14 protein-coding genes are annotated in these 18491 nt (G+C 44.9%); 12 read left to right on the top strand and 2 right to left on the bottom strand.

What is annotated here, in order from left to right; all coding sequences use genetic code 11:
• Positions 1 to 3 precede the first annotated feature (3 nt).
• From P1X15_RS29430 to P1X15_RS29375, 12 genes are all read left to right on the top strand, one after another.
• Positions 4 to 2373: a carboxylesterase family protein gene (locus P1X15_RS29430; RefSeq protein WP_310586051.1), complete on the top strand. Its 2370-nt coding sequence runs from the start codon at positions 4 to 6 to the stop codon at positions 2371 to 2373.
• 23 nt (positions 2374 to 2396) lie between these two features.
• Positions 2397 to 4481: a discoidin domain-containing protein gene (locus P1X15_RS29425; RefSeq protein ID WP_409049714.1), complete on the top strand. Its 2085-nt coding sequence runs from the start codon at positions 2397 to 2399 to the stop codon at positions 4479 to 4481.
• 40 nt (positions 4482 to 4521) lie between these two features.
• Positions 4522 to 5685 carry an esterase gene (locus P1X15_RS29420; protein WP_277341706.1) on the top strand — a complete coding sequence of 388 codons (1164 nt, stop codon included), beginning with the start codon at positions 4522 to 4524 and terminating at the stop codon, positions 5683 to 5685.
• 15 nt (positions 5686 to 5700) lie between these two features.
• Positions 5701 to 6630, top strand: coding sequence for a ThuA domain-containing protein (locus P1X15_RS29415; protein ID WP_277341705.1), 930 nt, complete (start codon positions 5701 to 5703; stop codon positions 6628 to 6630).
• 20 nt (positions 6631 to 6650) lie between these two features.
• Positions 6651 to 7730, top strand: a complete 1080-nt coding sequence (locus P1X15_RS29410) for an esterase (RefSeq protein WP_277341730.1) — start codon at positions 6651 to 6653, stop codon at positions 7728 to 7730.
• Positions 7731 to 7748: 18 nt separating this feature from the next.
• Positions 7749 to 8852: an alpha/beta hydrolase-fold protein gene (locus tag P1X15_RS29405; protein WP_277341704.1), complete on the top strand. Its 1104-nt coding sequence runs from the start codon at positions 7749 to 7751 to the stop codon at positions 8850 to 8852.
• Positions 8853 to 8861: 9 nt separating this feature from the next.
• Positions 8862 to 10784, top strand: coding sequence for an alpha/beta hydrolase-fold protein (locus P1X15_RS29400; RefSeq protein ID WP_277341703.1), 1923 nt, complete (start codon positions 8862 to 8864; stop codon positions 10782 to 10784).
• Positions 10785 to 10990: 206 nt separating this feature from the next.
• Positions 10991 to 11746, top strand: a complete 756-nt coding sequence (locus tag P1X15_RS29395; protein WP_277341702.1) for an acetylxylan esterase — start codon at positions 10991 to 10993, stop codon at positions 11744 to 11746.
• Between the two features lie 26 nt (positions 11747 to 11772).
• Positions 11773 to 13203 carry a family 43 glycosylhydrolase gene (locus P1X15_RS29390; RefSeq protein WP_277341701.1) on the top strand — a complete coding sequence of 477 codons (1431 nt, stop codon included), beginning with the start codon at positions 11773 to 11775 and terminating at the stop codon, positions 13201 to 13203.
• Positions 13204 to 13284: 81 nt separating this feature from the next.
• On the top strand, positions 13285 to 13620 hold the full coding sequence (locus tag P1X15_RS29385; RefSeq protein ID WP_277341700.1) for a hypothetical protein: 336 nt from the start codon (positions 13285 to 13287) through the stop codon (positions 13618 to 13620).
• A gap of 77 nt (positions 13621 to 13697) precedes the next feature.
• Complete coding sequence (locus tag P1X15_RS29380; protein ID WP_277341699.1) at positions 13698 to 14798, top strand: endo-1,4-beta-xylanase; 1101 nt, start codon at positions 13698 to 13700, stop codon at positions 14796 to 14798.
• 180 nt (positions 14799 to 14978) lie between these two features.
• Positions 14979 to 16493: an alpha-N-arabinofuranosidase gene (locus P1X15_RS29375; protein ID WP_277341729.1), complete on the top strand. Its 1515-nt coding sequence runs from the start codon at positions 14979 to 14981 to the stop codon at positions 16491 to 16493.
• 119 nt (positions 16494 to 16612) lie between these two features.
• Here P1X15_RS29375 and P1X15_RS29370 read toward each other — a convergent pair whose 3' ends face one another.
• Positions 16613 to 18208 carry a PepSY-associated TM helix domain-containing protein gene (locus P1X15_RS29370; protein ID WP_277341698.1) on the bottom strand — a complete coding sequence of 532 codons (1596 nt, stop codon included), beginning with the start codon at positions 18206 to 18208 and terminating at the stop codon, positions 16613 to 16615.
• 1 nt (position 18209) lies between these two features.
• Positions 18210 to 18491 (bottom strand): hypothetical protein, encoded by a 282-nt coding sequence (locus tag P1X15_RS29365; protein ID WP_277341697.1) that lies wholly within the window; start codon positions 18489 to 18491, stop codon positions 18210 to 18212.

Below are 18491 nucleotides of genomic sequence, written 5' to 3'. Positions count from 1 at the left end.
ATCATGAAAAAATTTCAATCAACCCTGTTTTTAGCGCTGACGCTTTTGCTTTTAGGATATAGCGCCCACGCTCAGGACCCCAACTTCCACATTTACCTCTGCATCGGGCAGTCGAACATGGAAGGGCCTGCTCGCATTGAGCCGCAGGATACGACCGTTGACAACCGACTTCGGTTGCTGGCATCCGTGGACTGTCCTGAATTGGGGCGGACAAAAGGCAACTGGTACACGGCCAAACCACCGCTTTGTCGTTGCAATACCCGCCTTTCGCCCGCTGATTATTTTGGCAGAACGTTGGTGGAGAACTTGCCTCAAAACGTCAAAGTAGGCTTTGTTCATGTGGCTGTGGCGGGGAGTAAAATTGAGATTTTTGACAAAAAAGACTATAAAATGTACCTCGACACCTCGGCCAAAGAAAGGCCGTGGATGATTAATATGGCCAATCAATACGGCGGAAATCCGTACGAACGATTGATCGAAATGGCGCGTTTGGCGCAAAAATCGGGGGTTATCAAAGGCATTTTGCTGCATCAGGGTGAATCCAACACGGGCGATAAAGGTTGGCCGATGAAGGTCAAAAAAATCTACGATGATTTGTTGACCGACCTGAACTTACCCGCCAACTCATTGCCGTTGCTGGCGGGAGAGTTGGTCAATGCCGATCAGGGTGGCAAATGTGCGAGCATGAACCCCATCATCGCGACCTTGCCACAAGTGATTCCCCAAGCCATCGTCGTTTCATCTAAAGGCTTGCCCGCTGTTCCCGATAAACTCCATTTCAGCAGCGAAGGCATCCGCATTTTTGGCAAGCGCTACGCGGCGGCTTTGTTAACCTCACAAGGCAAAAAAATTGACATCGACGAAAGCAGCATTGCACCGCCCGCTCCCGTAAAAGTACAAGAGGGTTTGCTCCAAGGAAGTAATGAAAATGGTTTGTCGGTTTATAAAGGTGTTCCGTTTGCCGCCCCGCCTGTGGGAGCTCTTCGCTGGAAAGCACCGCAACCCGCCGCCAAGTGGGAAGGCGTTAAACAAGCGACCCAATTTGCTCCCGCTCCCTATCAGGGAGGAAATCCGCCATCAGGCAAGAGTGAAGATTGTTTGTACCTGAACATCTGGTCGCCTGCCAAAACGGCCAATGAAAACCTGCCCGTGATGGTCTGGATTTACGGCGGCGGATTTAGCTTTGGGGCTACTTCTGAACCCGTAACGAACGGCGAAAAACTGGCAAAAAAAGGCGTAATCCTCGTCAGTATCGCCTATCGGGTCAATCAAATGGGCTTTTTGGCGCATCCTGAACTGAGTGCCGAAACACCCCAAAAAACGTCGGGGAACTATGGCTTGCTCGACATGATTGCGGGCTTGCAATGGGTGCAGAAAAACATCAAAGCCTTTGGTGGCAACCCCGATAAAGTAACCATTTTCGGGGAATCGGCGGGAGGAATTGCCGTCAGTATGTTGTGCGCATCGCCATTGGCTAAAGGGCTTTTTCACGGCGCGATTTCGCAAAGCGGTGGCTCGTTTGGCCCTCACCGACTCACCACCTTTCCGGGCGAAAACATGAAGCTGTTGGCGTTGGCCGAAAAACAGGGCCTTGAATTTATGCAGAAAGCAGGGGCTACGTCATTGGCCGAACTTCGCGCCTTGCCCGCCGACAAGCTCCCATCAGGTTTTGGCAACCCCGGAGGCTGGCCTATCGTGGATGGCTACGTCATTCCCGACGACCAACATGTTTTATACCAAAAGGGCAAGTTTAACCATACGCCTGTGCTGATTGGCTACAACTCCGACGAAGGCGCGAGTTTTATGCCGCCAAAAACGCCGAAAGATTACATCGAAAGCACCACCAAACGCTACGGGCCTTTTGCCGAAAAACTAATCAAAGCCTATCCCGTGGACGAAAACAGCGTTCCCAAAACGGCCCGGGATTTGGCGCGTGATGCGGCCTTTGGCTGGCAGACGTGGGCGTGGGCCAACCTCCAGTCCCAAAAATCCAAGGACAAGGTTTATTACTACTATTTTGACCAGCATCCTGAACACCCTGCGGGTTCGGCCAAGTTTGGCTACGGCTCACCCCACGGGCAGGACGTTGCTTTTGTGTTTGGAAATCTCAATCCCGCCGACCAAAACCGTACGCCAACGGACGAAGCATTGTCTGAAACCCTTATGACCTACTGGACAAATTTCGCCAAAAACGGCAATCCAAATGGTGGAAATGTGCCCCAATGGGAGGCATTTTCTGCCAAAAAACCTGCGGTCATGTATTTTCAGCAAAAGGCGTTTATGGGGTCTGTTCCGAGTGAAGAAGCCATGAAAGTACTCGATAAATATTTTGAATGGAGAAGAACGCCCGAAGGAAAAGAATGGGCTAAATAGCGAATCAGATTACGGAGTAAACGATGAAAAAAAGACTTTTTATACTATTCTTTTTGGGGCTTTCATTCTACACGGGTTATACGCAGAATGAACCCAAACCAGTTGGTCCGCTTCCTTCGCAGAATCAGTTGCGGTGGCAAAAAATGGAATACTATGCCTTTGTGCATTTTTCCGTGAATACCTACACGGATATGGCGTGGGGATTTGGGAACGAAGACCCGAAGATTTTTAACCCCGAAAAACTGGATTGCCGACAATGGGCCAGAATCTGCAAGGAAGCAGGCATGAAGGGAATTATTATTACGGCCAAACACCATAGCGGTTTTTGCCTGTGGCCGTCGAAATACACTGAATACTCCGTCAAAAATTCGCCATGGAAAAACGGTAAAGGGGATATGGTTCGTGAAATGGCCGATGCCTGTAAAGAATTCGGGTTAAAATTCGGGGTGTATTTGTCGCCCTGGGACCGAAATCACCCCGATTATGGCAAACCCGAATACATCACTTATTTCAGAAATCAGCTTACGGAATTACTCACCAACTACGGCGAAGTTTTCGAGGTATGGTTCGACGGCGCCAACGGGGGTTCGGGCTACTATGGTGGGGCGAATGAAACCCGTAAAATTGACGCAAAAACCTACTACGACTGGTCAACTACCTACCAGCTTGTCCGCAAGTTGCAGCCTAAGATGGTGATTTGGAACGACGGCGGCGACCGCGCCGACTTGCGCTGGGTGGGTACCGAATCGGGCTACGTGGGCGAAACCAACTGGAGTTTATTGAATGCCACGGGCGATGTACCCGAGCAAATGCTGCGTCACGGCGTTGAAAATGGCAATGCGTGGGTACCCGGAGAAGTGAATACCTCCATTCGGCCAGAGTGGTTTTACCATGAACGCGAAGACAGAAAAGTAAAAACGTTGCCTCAGTTGCTGGATATTTATTATCACTCGATTGGGCGGAACAGTACGCTTTTGCTCAATTTTCCGATTATGCCCAACGGCCTGATTCACGAAAAAGACGAAAAAGCAATTCAGGAATTGACCAAAACAATCAAAGAAACCTTTGCCCAAAATCTGGCCAAAAACGCGGTCGCTTCTTCGGAGCAGGTACGCGGCAAAAACGCTCGCTATGGAGCCAATAAGGCGATTGACGGCGATGTTGATTCTTATTGGGCTACCGACGATAACTCAACCTCAGGCTCGATTACGCTGGATTTTAGAAAACCCACCACTTTCAACCGCTTTCTGGTGCAGGAACCCATCCGATTGGGGCAACGGGTGAAATCGTTTAGTGTGGAAGCATTTGTGGACGGAAAATGGGTGCCAATCGCCAAAGAAACCACCATTGGCTATAAGCGTATTCTGAGATTCCCGACCGTCGAGGCTACCAAATTGCGGCTCAATGTGTTAGACGCCAAAGGCTGTCCGCTCATTTCAAACATTGAAGTGTATAAAGCCCCCATCGTTCTGACTCCCCCTACCATTCTTAGGGATAAAGAAGGGCTGGTTCAGTTTGTGTCGGGAGATAAAGAGTCGGTGATTTATTATACAACCGATGGCAGCACGCCTACCTCTTCGTCGGCCAAATACACGTCCCTTGTCAAAACGGATGAGGGCAAAGCAGACATCAAGGCCATTACGTTTAATCCGTTTACCAATCAGGCCAGCATTGCGAGTGAAGAGAAGTTTGATATTTCCCGCAAAAACTGGAAAATCCTGAGTACCGAAGATGCAAATGCCAACAAGCTGCTTGATGGCAATCCGGGTACGTCGTGGCATCAAAAAAGAAACCAACCGATGCCGGCAGAATTGGTCATCGACTTGGGAAAGGTAGAACGTCTTGAAGGTTTCCGCTACTTACCTGCCCAAAACTGGTGGGAAGAAGGAAGCATCATTACCCATTATCAATTTGAAGTGTCGCAGGATAATACGGACTGGAAAACCGTCAGTGAGGGCGAATTTTCCAACATTAAAAACAGCCCATTTTGGCAAATCAAAACCTTTTCTCCCGTTTCGGCGCGTTACATTAGGTTTCGAGCGTTGAAAAACACACAGGGAAAAACAGCCTCAGGGTATGCCGAACTGGATGTAATTACGGCTAATTAACTTCTTGAAACCAAAACACCCTTAACCAATCAGTAAACCAATGAAAACCCTTACATTCTTCAAACAAATCGGCTTTCTTTTGCTGATTCTTGTTCCATTTGCAGGGTTGGCCCAGCCACCGCGCGGGCCGTTTGTGATTTCGCCCAAAGTCAATTCCGACAAAACCGTGACGTTTTCGTACTTAGCGCCAAACGCCAAAACGGTGCTGTTGGGCGGGAGTCAATTCGGGCAGGTCGATGTGCCGTTGACCAAAAACGCGGAGGGCGTCTGGTCGGTCACCGTTGGCCCAGTTAAGCCCGATATTTACCCATACAGTTTTAAAGTGGATGGCGTTACGGTGATGGATCCTGCCAACGTCGCCTTCTTTCCCAACGAGCGATTCAAGGCCAGTCTGGTCGAAATTCCGTCGGATGAACCTGCCATTTACGCGTTGAAAAACGTACCACACGGCTCCATTACCTACGAATATTATCCGTCGGTCGAAGGTTCAACGGGGACGGTTGTTGTCTATACACCAGCGGGTTATACCAAAGAAACCGCCAAAAAATACCCTGTCTATTACCTCATCAGCGGCACGACCGATACCGAAGAAACCTTCTGGAAAGTGGGTAAGGTAAACCTGATGCTCGACAACATGATTGCGGCGGGCACGGCCAAGCCCATGATTGTGGTGATGCCTTACGGGAATCCGCTGGCGAAAATTGCCGAACAAACGGGCAAAGACAAACCTGCCGATGTGATGAGCCGCGACGGCGACGATGCCCTGCGCCGAATGAAACTGTTTGAAACTGACCTTGTGTCTCACGTCATTCCGTACATCGAAAAAAATTACCGAACAATCAACAACCGCGACAACCGCGCCATTGGCGGCTTCTCGCGCGGGGGCGGACAGACGCTGCGCACGGCCTTCAATAACGTCGATAAGTTTGCGTACGTGTGCAGCTATGCGTCCTACATTGCACCTGCCGAGATGGACAAAAGCTTTACCAACATTACCTCAAATCCTGCCAAAACCAACAAGGATTTTAAGCTGCTCTGGTCTGGCATTGGTACCGATGATTTTCTGTACAAAGGCACCGTCGAGTTTGAAGAATACCTGAAAACCAAGAAGATAAATTACAAAAGTTACGTCACAGACGGCGGCCACACGTGGATGAACGTGAAGAAATATCTTAATGAGACCTTACCTGTTTTGTTCAAGTAAAGCATTTCTATCGAGATGAAAGCAATCCAATGGATTCGAATATTGGCTGGGCTTGCTTTTTTGGGAAGTATTCCTGAAAGCATATTGGCTCAAAAACGCTCAAAAATCAAGGTCTTAATTGTAGATGGCTTTAGTAACCATGATTGGAAACAAACTACTGCTGTGACCAAATGGATACTTGAGCAAAGCGGCAAATTTGTAATTGATGTGTCCACCGTTCCTGCTGACAGTCTCAGCTTAGAAAGTTGGAACCCAAATTTTGAAAAATATGCGGTCGTGATTCAGAATACCAACAACATTTGGAATCAGAAATTGAGATGGTCAAAAAGTGCCGAATTAGGTTTAGAAAAATACGTAAAAAATGGAGGTGGACTATATATTCTGCATTCGGGAAACAATGCTTTTTCTCATTGGGAAGAATACGACAAAATGATTGGAATGGGGTGGCGTCCCAAAAGTTTTGGGTATGCTTTAATGGTAGAGATTAATGAAAATATTAACAGAATTCCCCCTAATGAAGGCGCAGGTACGGGGCATGGGGATAGATTTAATGCCTTGATTACGGTTCTAAACAGACATCCTATCAATAAAAATTTTCCGAAACAATGGCAAACAGCCAATACGGAAGTATATCACTATCCGAGAGGATCTGCCGAAAATCTGACTGTACTTTCCTATGCCTATGACAGCACAGGTACTCAAAAAATGTGGCCGGTAGAATGGGTCGTTAACTATGGAAAAGGACGAGTTTATAACTCAAGCATGGGACATCTTTGGCGTGGAGAAAAATATCCTCCTGCCTATCGGTGTGTAGGTTTTCAAACAACCATGATAAGGGCTGCGGAGTGGTTAGCGACAAAAAAAGTCAGTTATCGAGTACCAAATGATTTTCCCACTAAAGACACTATTAGCCTAAAACCAGAAAGCGAATATCCAAGTAATTGAATTAACCTAATCCCAAAATGATGAAACACATAATTGCTTGTATTCCAATTGTATTCGTTGTTTGTTTCTCGCTTTTTGCACAGCAACGTCCGCCCGCCATAAGTTCGCCCAATGTTCATGCGGACAACAGCATCACGTTTACCTATTTTTCCAGAACGGCGCGTGAGGTAAAACTGTCGGGTGAATTTTTGAAAGAACCCATTTCACTCACCAAAGACACGTCGGGCATCTGGCGGGTGACGGTGCCTCCCGTTACGCCTGATATTTACCCGTATAACTTTACCGTGGATGGAGTAGGCGTCGCTGACCCCAACAACACGCTTATTTTTGCCAATGAACGGTTCAAACGGAGCATTGTGGAGGTAAAAGGTGATAAACCGTTGGTTCACAGCCTTCAAAACGTTCCTCACGGCAAGGTGACCTACCATACGTATTCCTCAAAAACGCTGAATACAACCCGCCAATTATTGGTGTATACTCCACCCAATTTTGACGTTAGTGGTAAAACCAAATACCCTGTTTTGTACCTGATTCACGGTGGGTCGGATACAGAAGAAACGTGGACAAAAGTGGGCCGCGCCAACTTCATTGCTGATAACCTCATCGCGCAGGGCAAAGCCAAACCCATGATTATTGTGATGCCCTACGGCAACGTTCGCCCCGCTCCGATGGCCGATTTTACCAAAGACGTGGTGAACGACATCATTCCGTTTGTGCAAGCCAATTACCCCGCTCAAACCGATAGCAAAGGCCGCGCCGTGGCTGGATTTTCGGTAGGGGGCGGACAAACGCTGAACATTGGCTTTACCAACACCGACACGTTTGCCTATATCTGTTCGTACGCCCCTTATACCGCTACCGACGAATTCAAAAAGAACTTCACCGACTGGACACCCGATGCGGATAAAGTGAATAAACAGCTCAAGCTGTTCACCATTAGCGTGGGAACGGAAGATTTTCTTTACGAAAGTGTGAAACAAAACATCGCCATGTTTCAGGAAAAGAAAATCAAACTCGAACCGCTCATTGTGTCGGGCGGGCATACATGGATGAATTGTAAGTTGTTTTTGGCCAATTCGTTACAGCAAATTTTTAAATAAAAACAAACCTTTATGATGATGAAAAAAGACATTTTAACAACCTTCGTAGCCTCGGCTCTGTCCATCGGACTCTGCCATGCCCAAGTCGCTGAAGACTTCAAACCGTCCAGTCTAAACCAACCAGGGCAGGAATACCCGATGGTTAATTCTCAGGGCTATGCCCGTTTCAAAATTGTAGCTCCTGCTGCCGACAGCGTGCGGGTGAGCTTGGGACTAGGAGGTAAAGGAGGTACAAAACTCGCCAAAGCCGAAGATGGTACGTGGATGGGAACCACCGAAGGCCCGATGGACGAAGGCTTTCACTACTACAACGTCAAAATTGACGGTGGAAAATTCAACGATCCGGGCGCACTCAATTTTTACGGCTCGGTGCGTTGGGAAAGCGGCATTGAGATTCCTGCCAAAGATCAGGAATTTTATGCCCTTAAAAATGTACCGCATGGGAATGTACAGCAAGTACTTTTTCCGTCGCCAAGCACGGGCACTTCGCGTCGGGCGTTTGTCTATACACCCGCAGGTTACGAAAAAGGGAAAGACAAATACCCTGTATTGTATTTGCAGCACGGCTGGGGCGAAGACGAAACGGCCTGGATGAATCAGGGACGCGCCAATTTAATCATGGATAACCTGATTGCCGAAGGAAAAATCAAGCCGTTCATCATCGTCAACACTTACGGCATGACCAATGAGGTGAAGTTTGGTAAAATCCGTGAATTCAAGATTGAGCCGTTCCAGACGGTGCTAATCAACGAGTTGATTCCGTACATCGATGCCAATTTCCGTACGCTGGCCAACAAAGACAACCGCGCCATGGCGGGGCTGTCGATGGGTGGCATGGAAACCAAAATGATTACGCTCAATAATCCTGATGTGTTTGCGTACTACGGGCTACTTAGTGGCGGTGTCTATGCCCCGACCGACATCACCGACAAATCGAAAGTAAAGCTGGTGTTCCTGAGTTGCGGCAGCAAGGAACGCCCCGATGGCGTCAAAAAAGCTACTGACGAACTCAAATCCGCAGGGTTTAATGCTGTGTCGTACGTTTCGGAAGGCACTGCCCATGAGTTCCAGACCTGGCGTCGGAGTTTGTACCAATTAGCGCCATTGTTGTTCAAAAAATAGACTCTTATTATGAAAAAAATATCAATACTCTTGGGCTTAGTAGCCATCAGTTTCTGCACCTTAGCTCAACCCATCGACAAAGAAATGCCCAAAGGTTTTGACCAGGTCAGAACGGGCATTGCTATGGGCAAACTGGACACGGTGAAGTACGAATCCAAAACCGTAGGTGCCACTCGTAAAGCCCTGATTTACACACCGCCTGGTTTCAATAAAAAGACTAAATACCCTGTACTGTATTTGCTTCACGGTATTGGTGGAGACGAAAAAGAATGGCTCAAAGGAGGCAATCCGCAGGTGATTCTGGACAATTTGTACGCCGACGGCAAACTCGCGCCGATGATTGTGGTGATGCCCAACGGCCGCGCCATGAAAGACGACCGCGCCGTGGGAAATATCTTTGACAAAGACAAGGTGGAAGCCTTCGCGACCTTTGAAAAAGACCTGCTCAACGACCTGATTCCGTTTGTGGAGAAGAAATACCCCACGCTCACCGACCGCGAAAATCGCGCTATTGCGGGCTTGTCGATGGGTGGCGGACAATCGCTGAACTTTGGGTTGGGCAATCTGGACAAATTCGCTTGGGTGGGCGGATTTTCTTCGGCGCCCAACACCAAAGTTCCGCAGGAATTAGTGCCCAATCCCGAAGACGCTAAGCAAAAACTGAAGCTGCTCTGGATTTCGTGCGGTGATGCCGATGGCCTTATTACGTTCAGCAAACGTACCCACGATTATTTGTACCAAAACAGCGTGCCGCACATTTACTATCTCGAGCCTGGTGTGCATGATTTTAAGGTATGGAAAAATGGATTGTTTATGTTTTCGCAGTTTTTATTTAAACCCGTCGATACTGCCTCTTTTTCCAAATATACTCTTCTCGGAACTCCTGCGACAACTAATATACGCAATGGAAAATATCCCCAGATTTTGCCTGACAACCGAGTGGTATTCAGAGTAAAAGCTCCAGATGCGCAGAAAGTACAAATTGACTTGGGTAAAAAATACGACATGGTGAAAGATACCGCAGGTTTTTGGAATGTTACGACCGATGTTATCAGCCGAGGCTTTCATTATTATTCTTTAATCATCGACGGTGTGGCGCTTGTCGACCCCGCCAGCGAAACTTTCTACGGCATGGGACGCATGGCGAGTGGCATCGAAATTCCGTACGAAGGCAGTGGATATTATACCCTAAAAGATGTTCCGCACGGCGATATCAGAATCAAAAAATACCTTTCAAAAGCGACTAATTCGTGGCGAGAAATGTATGTCTATACTCCGCCAGGCTATGATAAATCGACCGAAAAATATCCCGTTTTGTACCTTTTACACGGCGGTGGCGAAGACCAAAGAGGCTGGGCGACGCAGGGCCGTACCGACATTATTCTGGACAACCTGATTGCCGAAAATAAAGCCAAACCCATGCTTGTAGTGATGCTAGATGGTAACGTGGCCAACTCAGGCGGTATCGCCGGTTTCAATGAAAATGTGTTGAAAGCATTTGAAAATGAATTAAAAAATGCTGCTATTCCGTTTGTCGAAAGCAACTTTCGAGTAGAAACCGAGGCCAAAAATCGGGCTTTGGCAGGTTTGTCGATGGGTGGTTTGCAGACGTTATATGCAGGTATCAAAAACACAAATCTCTTCTCATCGTTGGGCGTGTTTAGTTCGGGATGGTTTGCTAATAATCCTAAACTTTCTGACCCTCAGTATGAATTTATGAAAAACAACACCGCAATGATTAACAGCAACCTGAAGAATCTTTGGGTTTCGATGGGGGGCAAAGAAGATATTGCTCACCAAAACTGCCAAATCATGCTAAAGAAATTCGACGAAATGGGTGTTAAATACCACTATAGCGAATACGCTGGTGGACATAGCTGGCCCGTTTGGCGGCATGATTTGTTTGAGTTTTCTCAGCTGCTTTTTAAGTAAAATAGGGTTTAAAGAATTTAGAGCAGAAGTTCCCTTCGGCTTCGCGCAGGAAACAACTTTCGGTTGTTGGTATCTGTGCGAAGTCGAAGCCAGATAGGCTAACTATTTCAAGAGTTAAAGTATTTAGTCCAAAATCATGAATAGTGAAAGAATTTTCAAAACATAATTACAAGTGAAGATCGGATTGTTTTTAAAGAACTCAAACGATGAAAAGAATACAAAAATTATTATTTCCACTTTTGTCATTGGGCATTTTGCTTACTGGACAAACTCTTATATACCAAGCCACAGCGCAGCCCCCTGGTCAGCAAAGAGCACCGCTGCCACCAATACCTATAAAAGGTGACACTACACATACATTAACAAGGCACTTTAAATTGGCTACCAATACTAAAATAGCTCCCTATGCTAATGGTTTTATTCATAGGTGGTTGGTGTTAGAACCAATCAAAAAAGACATAGCAAGAAATAATATCTTCACAGACAATTACTTACGCAGTGAGTTCAAAAACAATAATTTTTCGGAAGATTATTTAATGATACCCAAGGCTGGTGAAATGGTAAAGGTTGGTAATCAGGCTCTCAACTGGTATGCTCTGGATAGTAAAACCTTTAATTTTAATTTGTTCAATTTTTCCTATGACATCAACAAACCGAAGTATGGCTTACTTTTTTGGTTGGTTACCGTCATTGACTGTTCAGAGGAAATACCGAATGTAAGGATGACTGCTGGATGTAATTCGGGAGGGATGTTTTGGCTCAATGGTCAAGAAATACTGATGCTTTCAGGTGACAGAGATATGATAGTTGACAATGTGGCTTCACCATTATTAACCTTAAAAAAGGGGAGAAATATTATTCGGGGAGCAGTAATTAATGGCCCAGGGATGGCTAATTTTTGCCTTCGTTTTATTGACCAAAGGGACCACCCTGTCAAAAATATCAGTATTAGCAAAGATTAAAATCTAATCAAAATATTAACACAGAAATGAAATGTAAACTAATTATTTTTTTATCAGTACTACTTTCAACTACTGTATTAGCTCAGGTAGGCAAACCTTTTATCCATGACCCTTCAACGATTGTAGAATGTGACGGAAAATTCTACACCTTTGGAACAGGTGGCGGAGGGTTAATATCAGAAGATGGTTGGACGTGGTTTGGAGGCGGTGTCAGGCCAGGTGGGGGCGCTGCTCCCGATGCTATCAAAATTGGTAATCGCTATCTGGTGGTTTATGGGGCAACTGGTGGTAGCCCTTCGCACAAAGGTATTATCTATACAATGTGGAATAAGACACTTGATCCAAAATCGCCCGACTTTAAGTATTCTGAACCCGTAATAGTAGCTACCTCAGATGGTTACGAAGAAAACGATGCCATAGACCCTGGTATCATGTTAGACCCTACCACAGGCCGACTCTGGTTAGCCTACGGTACCTATTATGGATTCACTCGCATTATTGAGCTAGATCCAAAAACAGGGAAACTCAAAGATGGAAATAAACCTGTAGATGTAGCCATAGTTTGTGAGGCTGCTGATTTGATATATCGAGATGGCTGGTATTATTTGCTTGCTACCCACGGGAGCTGTTGCGATGGTGCCAACTCAACGTATAATGTAGTAGTGGGCCGTTCTAAAAAAGTAACCGGGCCTTACTTTGATAATGTAGGTAGAAGCATGATGGAAGGTGGTGGCAAAATGGTGGTGGCTACGCGTGGGCGACTCATAGGCCCTGGGCATTTTGGACGAATAATTCTTGAAAAAGGTGTTGAAAAAATGTCAATTCATTACGAGGCAGATTTGGATCAGGGTGGTCGCAGTGTATTGGGTATCCTTCCCATTGTCTGGAAAGATGGCTGGCCAGTAGCTGGTGAAAAATTTAAAGAGGGAACGTTTGAAATAGAATCGGTTAGAAGAGGATATGGTTTAGAACTCGCCGTAGATTTTAGCAGAATGGCTGTTGCCCAGCGAGGCTTTAGCCAAGCCAATACTGAGCCTATTAAACCAGTGCCTGCTCAGGAATTAGCTGATGTGATTAAAAATTGGCCAACAGGTAACATTAATGTGCGCATAGGTGATTACATGTATCGCCCTCACCAAAAATGGACCATTACCGATGCACCTGACTCTACTGGTTATTTAGGCGGTCCATATTACAAAATTGTATTAGCAGGTACCGAACGAGCATTATCCGCAACCGCAGATGCTCAGGTAATAACTGTCCCCGTCTTTACAGGTAGTCCAGAACAATTATGGCGAATAGACCAGCTAACGGATGGTACCTACAGAATAATGCCCAAGGTCGTGCCAAATTCGGGCAAAAAACTGGCGTTGGTATCATCAGGAGATAGCACACCGATGCTTGCCGAATTTGACTTTGATAGTGATAATTCTAAATGGAATTTCAGGGCGCATTAATTGTGCTTTATAGAGCTGATAAGCAAATTTATAACTGTTTTTTTAATAAATGTTTCACTCAAAAACCCCCAATTTTTTACAATGAAAACCTTATTCTTTTCTCTGATTTTATCGATTGCCAGCTTCGTCGCTATGGCTCAAAACCCTATTGACGGCAACTGGAAAGGCAGTCGCGAAACGCCTAACGGTACGTTTGAGGTCAATTATACCTTCAAAGTAGAAGGCGACAAATTGACTGGCACGTGGAAAACGCAATTTGGCGAAGCCCAAATTGAAGAAGGCAAAGTAGAGGGTAAAAAGATTTCGTACTCTATCTCATTCAACGACCGTAAAATGAGCTACACTGGCGAACTGGTTTCTGAAAAAGAACTGGTAGTAAAAAGCGAACGCGGCGAGATGAAGCTTGCCAAGCAGTAAAGAAAGGGTACCATTTAATTTCCTGTTTTTCCGTGATTAAATGGTACTTCTTTATTCATAACTAACCTAATAATCCAATGATTTCAAAGAGAAATATTAGGGCTGTAAGTACGGCCATCCTGATAATGGGAGCAATCTCTGGGTTTTCCCAATCTATTCCGTCCTTGAAAGATGCTTTTAAAAATGATTTTGGCATCGGGACGGCACTGAACAATAGCCAAATTGAGGAGCGCGATCCTGCCATGACTGCGTTTATTGTGAGTCAGTTTAACATGGCAACGCCCGAAAACGTCATGAAATCGGCGCTGATTCATCCCAAATGGGATACCTATGATTTTGTTGTACCCGATAAACTTGTTGAGTTTGGTAAAAAACACAACATCAAAATCAACGGTCACACGCTCATTTGGCATAGTCAATTGCCGTCGTTCATTCGGGGCATTCGCAGCAAAGATTCGATTCAAACATTTTTCAATGACCACATCAAAACCGTAGCAAGCCGCTACAAGGACAATATCTTTTCGTGGGATGTGGTCAATGAAGCCTTGAATGAAGATGGTACGTTGCGCAAAACCGTTTTTCTGGATTATCTCGGTGAAGGGTACATCGCCGAAGCCTTCCGACTCACGCAACAAGCTGCCCCCAACGTGGAACTGTACTACAACGATTATAACAACGAGCAACCTGCCAAGCGCGCCGGCTGTATTGAACTTATCAAAAAAGTACAGGCTTCTGGTGCCCGCATCGACGGCGTGGGGATTCAGGGACATTGGCACGTGGGCAAAGTGCCTTTTAAAGACATTGAAGAAAGTATTATGCAATATGCTGCGCTGGGATTAAAGGTAATGTTTACTGAGCTTGACATTGAAGTGTTGCCGCGCAATTTTCAAGGTGCCGACGTCAATCAACGGATGGGTAGTGATCCCACTTTAAATCCTTACACAGCAGGATTGCCTGATGAAGTACAGCAGCAATTAGCTGCCGATTATGAAGCTCTTTTTAAATTGTTTTTGAAACATAAAGACAAAGTTACACGCGTTACATTTTGGGGTGTCAATGACGGGAATAGCTGGCTCAATGGCTGGCCCGTTCGCGGACGGACGAATTACCCCTTGCTTTTTGACCGCAACAACCAGCCCAAACCCGCTTTTTATAAGGTAATAGGATTGAAAAAGTGAGGAAGGATTTGTAATTTTACTGATATTTTATTGGATTAATAGATAGATAAGTTATTTTTGGAGTGAGCGTATGGCGCTCCTCTTTTTTTAGTACGAAATGTGTCGTTTTGACACGAAGTTTTTGAAATGATTTTGTTAAACTAACTCATTGATTCAGTGAAAAAAGGATTTTTATCAATTATGCTCGTTTGTGGAGCCTTGGCAGTTTTGGCTCAGACAAAAGTTACGCTAAATACTGATTTGGCTAAAACTCAAATCAATAAGCATATTTATGGACACTTTGCGGAGCATTTGGGAAAATGTATTTATGGTGGGATGTACGTAGGCGAAGGAAATACCAAGATTCCCAATACTGCGGGTGTTCGTAACGATGTAATTCAGGCGCTTAGAGACCTGAAAGTCCCTAATTTACGTTGGCCTGGAGGTTGTTTTGCTGATGCCTATCAATGGAAAGATGGTATCGGCCCCAAAGCTAATCGCCCCAAGATGGTCAATATCTGGTGGGGAGGCGTGACAGAAGATAATAGTTTTGGAACCCATGATTTTTTGGATATGTGCGAGCGGATAGGAGCAGAGCCTTATTTGGCAGGTAATGTAGGAAGCGGTACTGTGAAAGATTTGGCCGATTGGGTGACCTATGTCAATCACCCTGCGGGTAGTCCTATGTCAGAATTGAGGAAAAAAAATGGACGCGAAACGCCTTGGAATGTGAAATTGTGGGGTGTGGGCAATGAAGCTTGGGGCTGTGGAGGCAATATGACCGCTGAATACTATTCAAATATCTACCGTCAATATGCTACGTTTATGTCAGATCATAAAGATGCCAAACTTTACAAAATAGCTTCGGGTGCGAGCGACGGCCAATATGACTGGACCGAAACGTTGATGAAAAACATTCCTCATAACATGATGCAGGGAGTGGCGCTGCACCATTATTCGGTGTTGAGTTGGGGCGATAAAGGACCCTCAGTAGGTTTTAGTGAAGCTCAATATTTCAAGACCATGGACGAAGCTTGGAAAATGGACGAGTTTATCAAAGGTCACAGTACAATCATGGATAAGTATGACCCTGCCAAAAAAGTAGCCTTGATTGTAGATGAGTGGGGGGGGTGGTACAATGTGGAAGAAGGAACCAATCCAGGGTTTTTGTACCAGCAAAATACCATGCGCGATGCTATGATAGCAGGTCTTACCCTCAATATTTTCAACAATCATGCGGATAGAGTAAAAGGTGCCAATCTTGCACAGATTGTGAATGTACTGCAAGCGGTGATTCTGACCAATGAAGAAAAAATGCTTTTGACTCCCACCTACCATGTCATGAAAATGTACAATGTACATCAAGACGCAAAGTTGATTCCGATTGACATCGAAGCCCCTTCCTATGAATTTAATGGTAAAAAACTAACTGCGGTTTCGGTATCGGCTTCCAAAGACGCCCAAAATGCGGTAAATATTTCGTTGACCAATATCGACTATACCAAAGTGCACGAGGTGACTATCAATTTACGGGGCGAAGACTTTTCAAAAGTATCGGGGCAAATTTTGGCTTCTTCCAAAATCAGTGATCACAATACTTTTGAACAACCCAATAAAGTAAGTATCAAAGACTTTTCGGGCGCAAAACTCGAAAAAGGTGTGCTAAAGTTGACAATTCCTGCCTATTCGGTGGTGGTATTGAAAGTGATAAAATGAGAATAGGGCGCTCTATGGTTAGAAGCATTTGATAAATATATCGTACACAAATACGCTACAAAGGCCGGGCAATCTATGCCTGGCCTTTGTAGTGTTATAAAATACAACAAACAAACCCATCAGGTAGTTTGCAAGGATTTTGTTTTTGAGGGATGGTGTTGCTTTTTAGAGGAAATAGAAACCCCAATAAAACAAGCAAATACACCTATCATGAGCCATACTATGTCGGTCGCAAATACATAGTATTGTTTTTGAGAAAAGGAAACCCATACCCAATCTCCCGTTATTAGGCCGTTGGTCAGGGGGATGCCCAACGAAAGTATGCCTCCTATTAATAAATAAAAGCGGGTCATTTTACTTTCTAATTGGCTTACTAGACCCATTCCGAAGAGCGCAAGCCAAACGCCGAAAAAAGTAGTATTGACCCAAAAAACGTGGGTGGAGCTTTGAGGAATGAGGAGTTCGGCCATAAAAAGCACCGGAGTAGCCGGAAATAAGCTTAGACAAATAGCTAGATAAATCAAAGTTACTCTGTGATGAAAACGCTGCTGTTGGAGGGTATAATTTTTATTCTTTCGTGCTTCTTTCCAAAGTAATACGCCACTAATAATGACAAAGCACGTCAAAAGTGCCATAAAAAAATAAATAACTTTGACCAATATACCTCCAAAAGTGGCAAAGTGCAGTTGACCTATGCCACCGATTACTTGTTGCACATAATTTTTGTTTTTACCCGGAATCATCTCGTACAATTGTTCTCCGCTTGCGAGTCGGTACCCAACTGCGCCATAAAGATCAAACTGATTGGGGGATTTGTGTTTGAAGTAAATAGTAAGGGTACCGTCGGCTTTTTGGAGGTTTTTAAAACTAATATACCATACTGATAAGTCTGGGTAGGTTTCTTTGGCTTTTTTATATAGCTTCAGCACAGCTTGAGTATTATCACTGATAGGAGATTTTTCATCATATTTAACATCAAGACCTGGCTGTACCAAGGCATATACTTTTTGGGTATCGCCCTTATAAAATACCATTACGGCTGGTAAAAGAATCAGGATCAAAAGCATATAAAACGCTCCCGTGACGGCATACATCATTTGAAAAGGTAAACCTAGCAATCCTAAAACCGTATGCGAATTAGTCCATATTTGTTTTAGGCTGTTTTTGAAGGATATTCCCCAAAATTTAGTCAAGATATTGCGCCAATGAATGAGTATTCCAGTAAGACTAGCAAACAAAAAAAATAAAGACACAAATCCGGCAATGTATCTTCCAAGTAAAGGGATTTGATCCAAAAAATGAAGCCGATAAAGGGTCTCGCCTATGGTACTTATTTCTCCTTCTTGAACCTCAAAATTGAAGGGATGAATACGTGCTTCAAAATGCTGTTCGGCTTCTCCTTTTTTGTGTTGTAGGTGTCCAAATACGTTGATATGAGGAGCCTCTGACGAAGGCATTGTCAATCTCAAATCGTCGTTCCAGTCTATATTAGGAATCTTTTTGCCGAGTATTTCTAATGTTTTCTCAAGATTGATGTTTTCGGGGGCTTTTATCCGTGCTTGCGGATTTTCCCACTGATAAAACTCATCTCTAAAAAGGGTAAAGGCTCCCGCAAAAAAAATAATGTATAGCGCTACGCTAATTACTATTCCAGAAACTGTATGAGTATGAAATAGGATGTTGTAGGCACGCGTGCCTAGACCTTTAAGTTTCATATTATTTGGTAAGATAAGTGAGGAGAAGGAACAAAAACGTTAGCCCTAGATATAGCCCCCATATTTTCCATCCATTGTGAGCTAAAAAGGTAGCAATCATCACAATTCCCCACATCAAGAACAAACTAAAGGTGGAAGTAAGCATAATGATTTCTTTATGCCCTGTGATAGAAGCAAGCATCAAATGAAAACTCGCTGAAACGAAATAGCCGCCCAAAATAGCAGCTGATACTTTTAATGCTTTTTGGGGTGAGGATGATAAGTACTCTTTTTTTGCAGGCAT

The organism is Runella sp. MFBS21 (genome assembly GCF_029433105.1).
Classification (GTDB): domain Bacteria; phylum Bacteroidota; class Bacteroidia; order Cytophagales; family Spirosomataceae; genus Runella.
The sequence above is the reverse complement of the archived record's forward strand: the minus strand, read 5'-3'. Positions and strand labels throughout refer to the sequence as shown.

Excerpts from the sequence above, each read along its gene's own strand:
- P1X15_RS29375 (WP_277341729.1), top strand. The coding sequence starts at position 14,979 with ATGCTCGTTTGTGGAGCCTTGGCAGTTTTGGCTCAGACAAAAGTTACG.
- P1X15_RS29425 (WP_409049714.1), top strand. The coding sequence starts at position 2,397 with ATGAAAAAAAGACTTTTTATACTATTCTTTTTGGGGCTTTCATTCTAC.
- P1X15_RS29405 (WP_277341704.1), top strand. The coding sequence starts at position 7,749 with ATGAAAAAAGACATTTTAACAACCTTCGTAGCCTCGGCTCTGTCCATC.
- P1X15_RS29410 (WP_277341730.1), top strand. The coding sequence starts at position 6,651 with ATGAAACACATAATTGCTTGTATTCCAATTGTATTCGTTGTTTGTTTC.
- P1X15_RS29365 (WP_277341697.1), bottom strand. The coding sequence starts at position 18,491 with ATGCCTGCAAAAAAAGAGTACTTATCATCCTCACCCCAAAAAGCATTA.
- P1X15_RS29390 (WP_277341701.1), top strand. The coding sequence starts at position 11,773 with ATGAAATGTAAACTAATTATTTTTTTATCAGTACTACTTTCAACTACT.
- P1X15_RS29420 (WP_277341706.1), top strand. The coding sequence starts at position 4,522 with ATGAAAACCCTTACATTCTTCAAACAAATCGGCTTTCTTTTGCTGATT.
- P1X15_RS29415 (WP_277341705.1), top strand. The coding sequence starts at position 5,701 with ATGAAAGCAATCCAATGGATTCGAATATTGGCTGGGCTTGCTTTTTTG.
- P1X15_RS29400 (WP_277341703.1), top strand. The coding sequence starts at position 8,862 with ATGAAAAAAATATCAATACTCTTGGGCTTAGTAGCCATCAGTTTCTGC.
- P1X15_RS29430 (WP_310586051.1), top strand. The coding sequence starts at position 4 with ATGAAAAAATTTCAATCAACCCTGTTTTTAGCGCTGACGCTTTTGCTT.
- P1X15_RS29385 (WP_277341700.1), top strand. The coding sequence starts at position 13,285 with ATGAAAACCTTATTCTTTTCTCTGATTTTATCGATTGCCAGCTTCGTC.
- P1X15_RS29370 (WP_277341698.1), bottom strand. The coding sequence starts at position 18,208 with ATGAAACTTAAAGGTCTAGGCACGCGTGCCTACAACATCCTATTTCAT.
- P1X15_RS29395 (WP_277341702.1), top strand. The coding sequence starts at position 10,991 with ATGAAAAGAATACAAAAATTATTATTTCCACTTTTGTCATTGGGCATT.
- P1X15_RS29380 (WP_277341699.1), top strand. The coding sequence starts at position 13,698 with ATGATTTCAAAGAGAAATATTAGGGCTGTAAGTACGGCCATCCTGATA.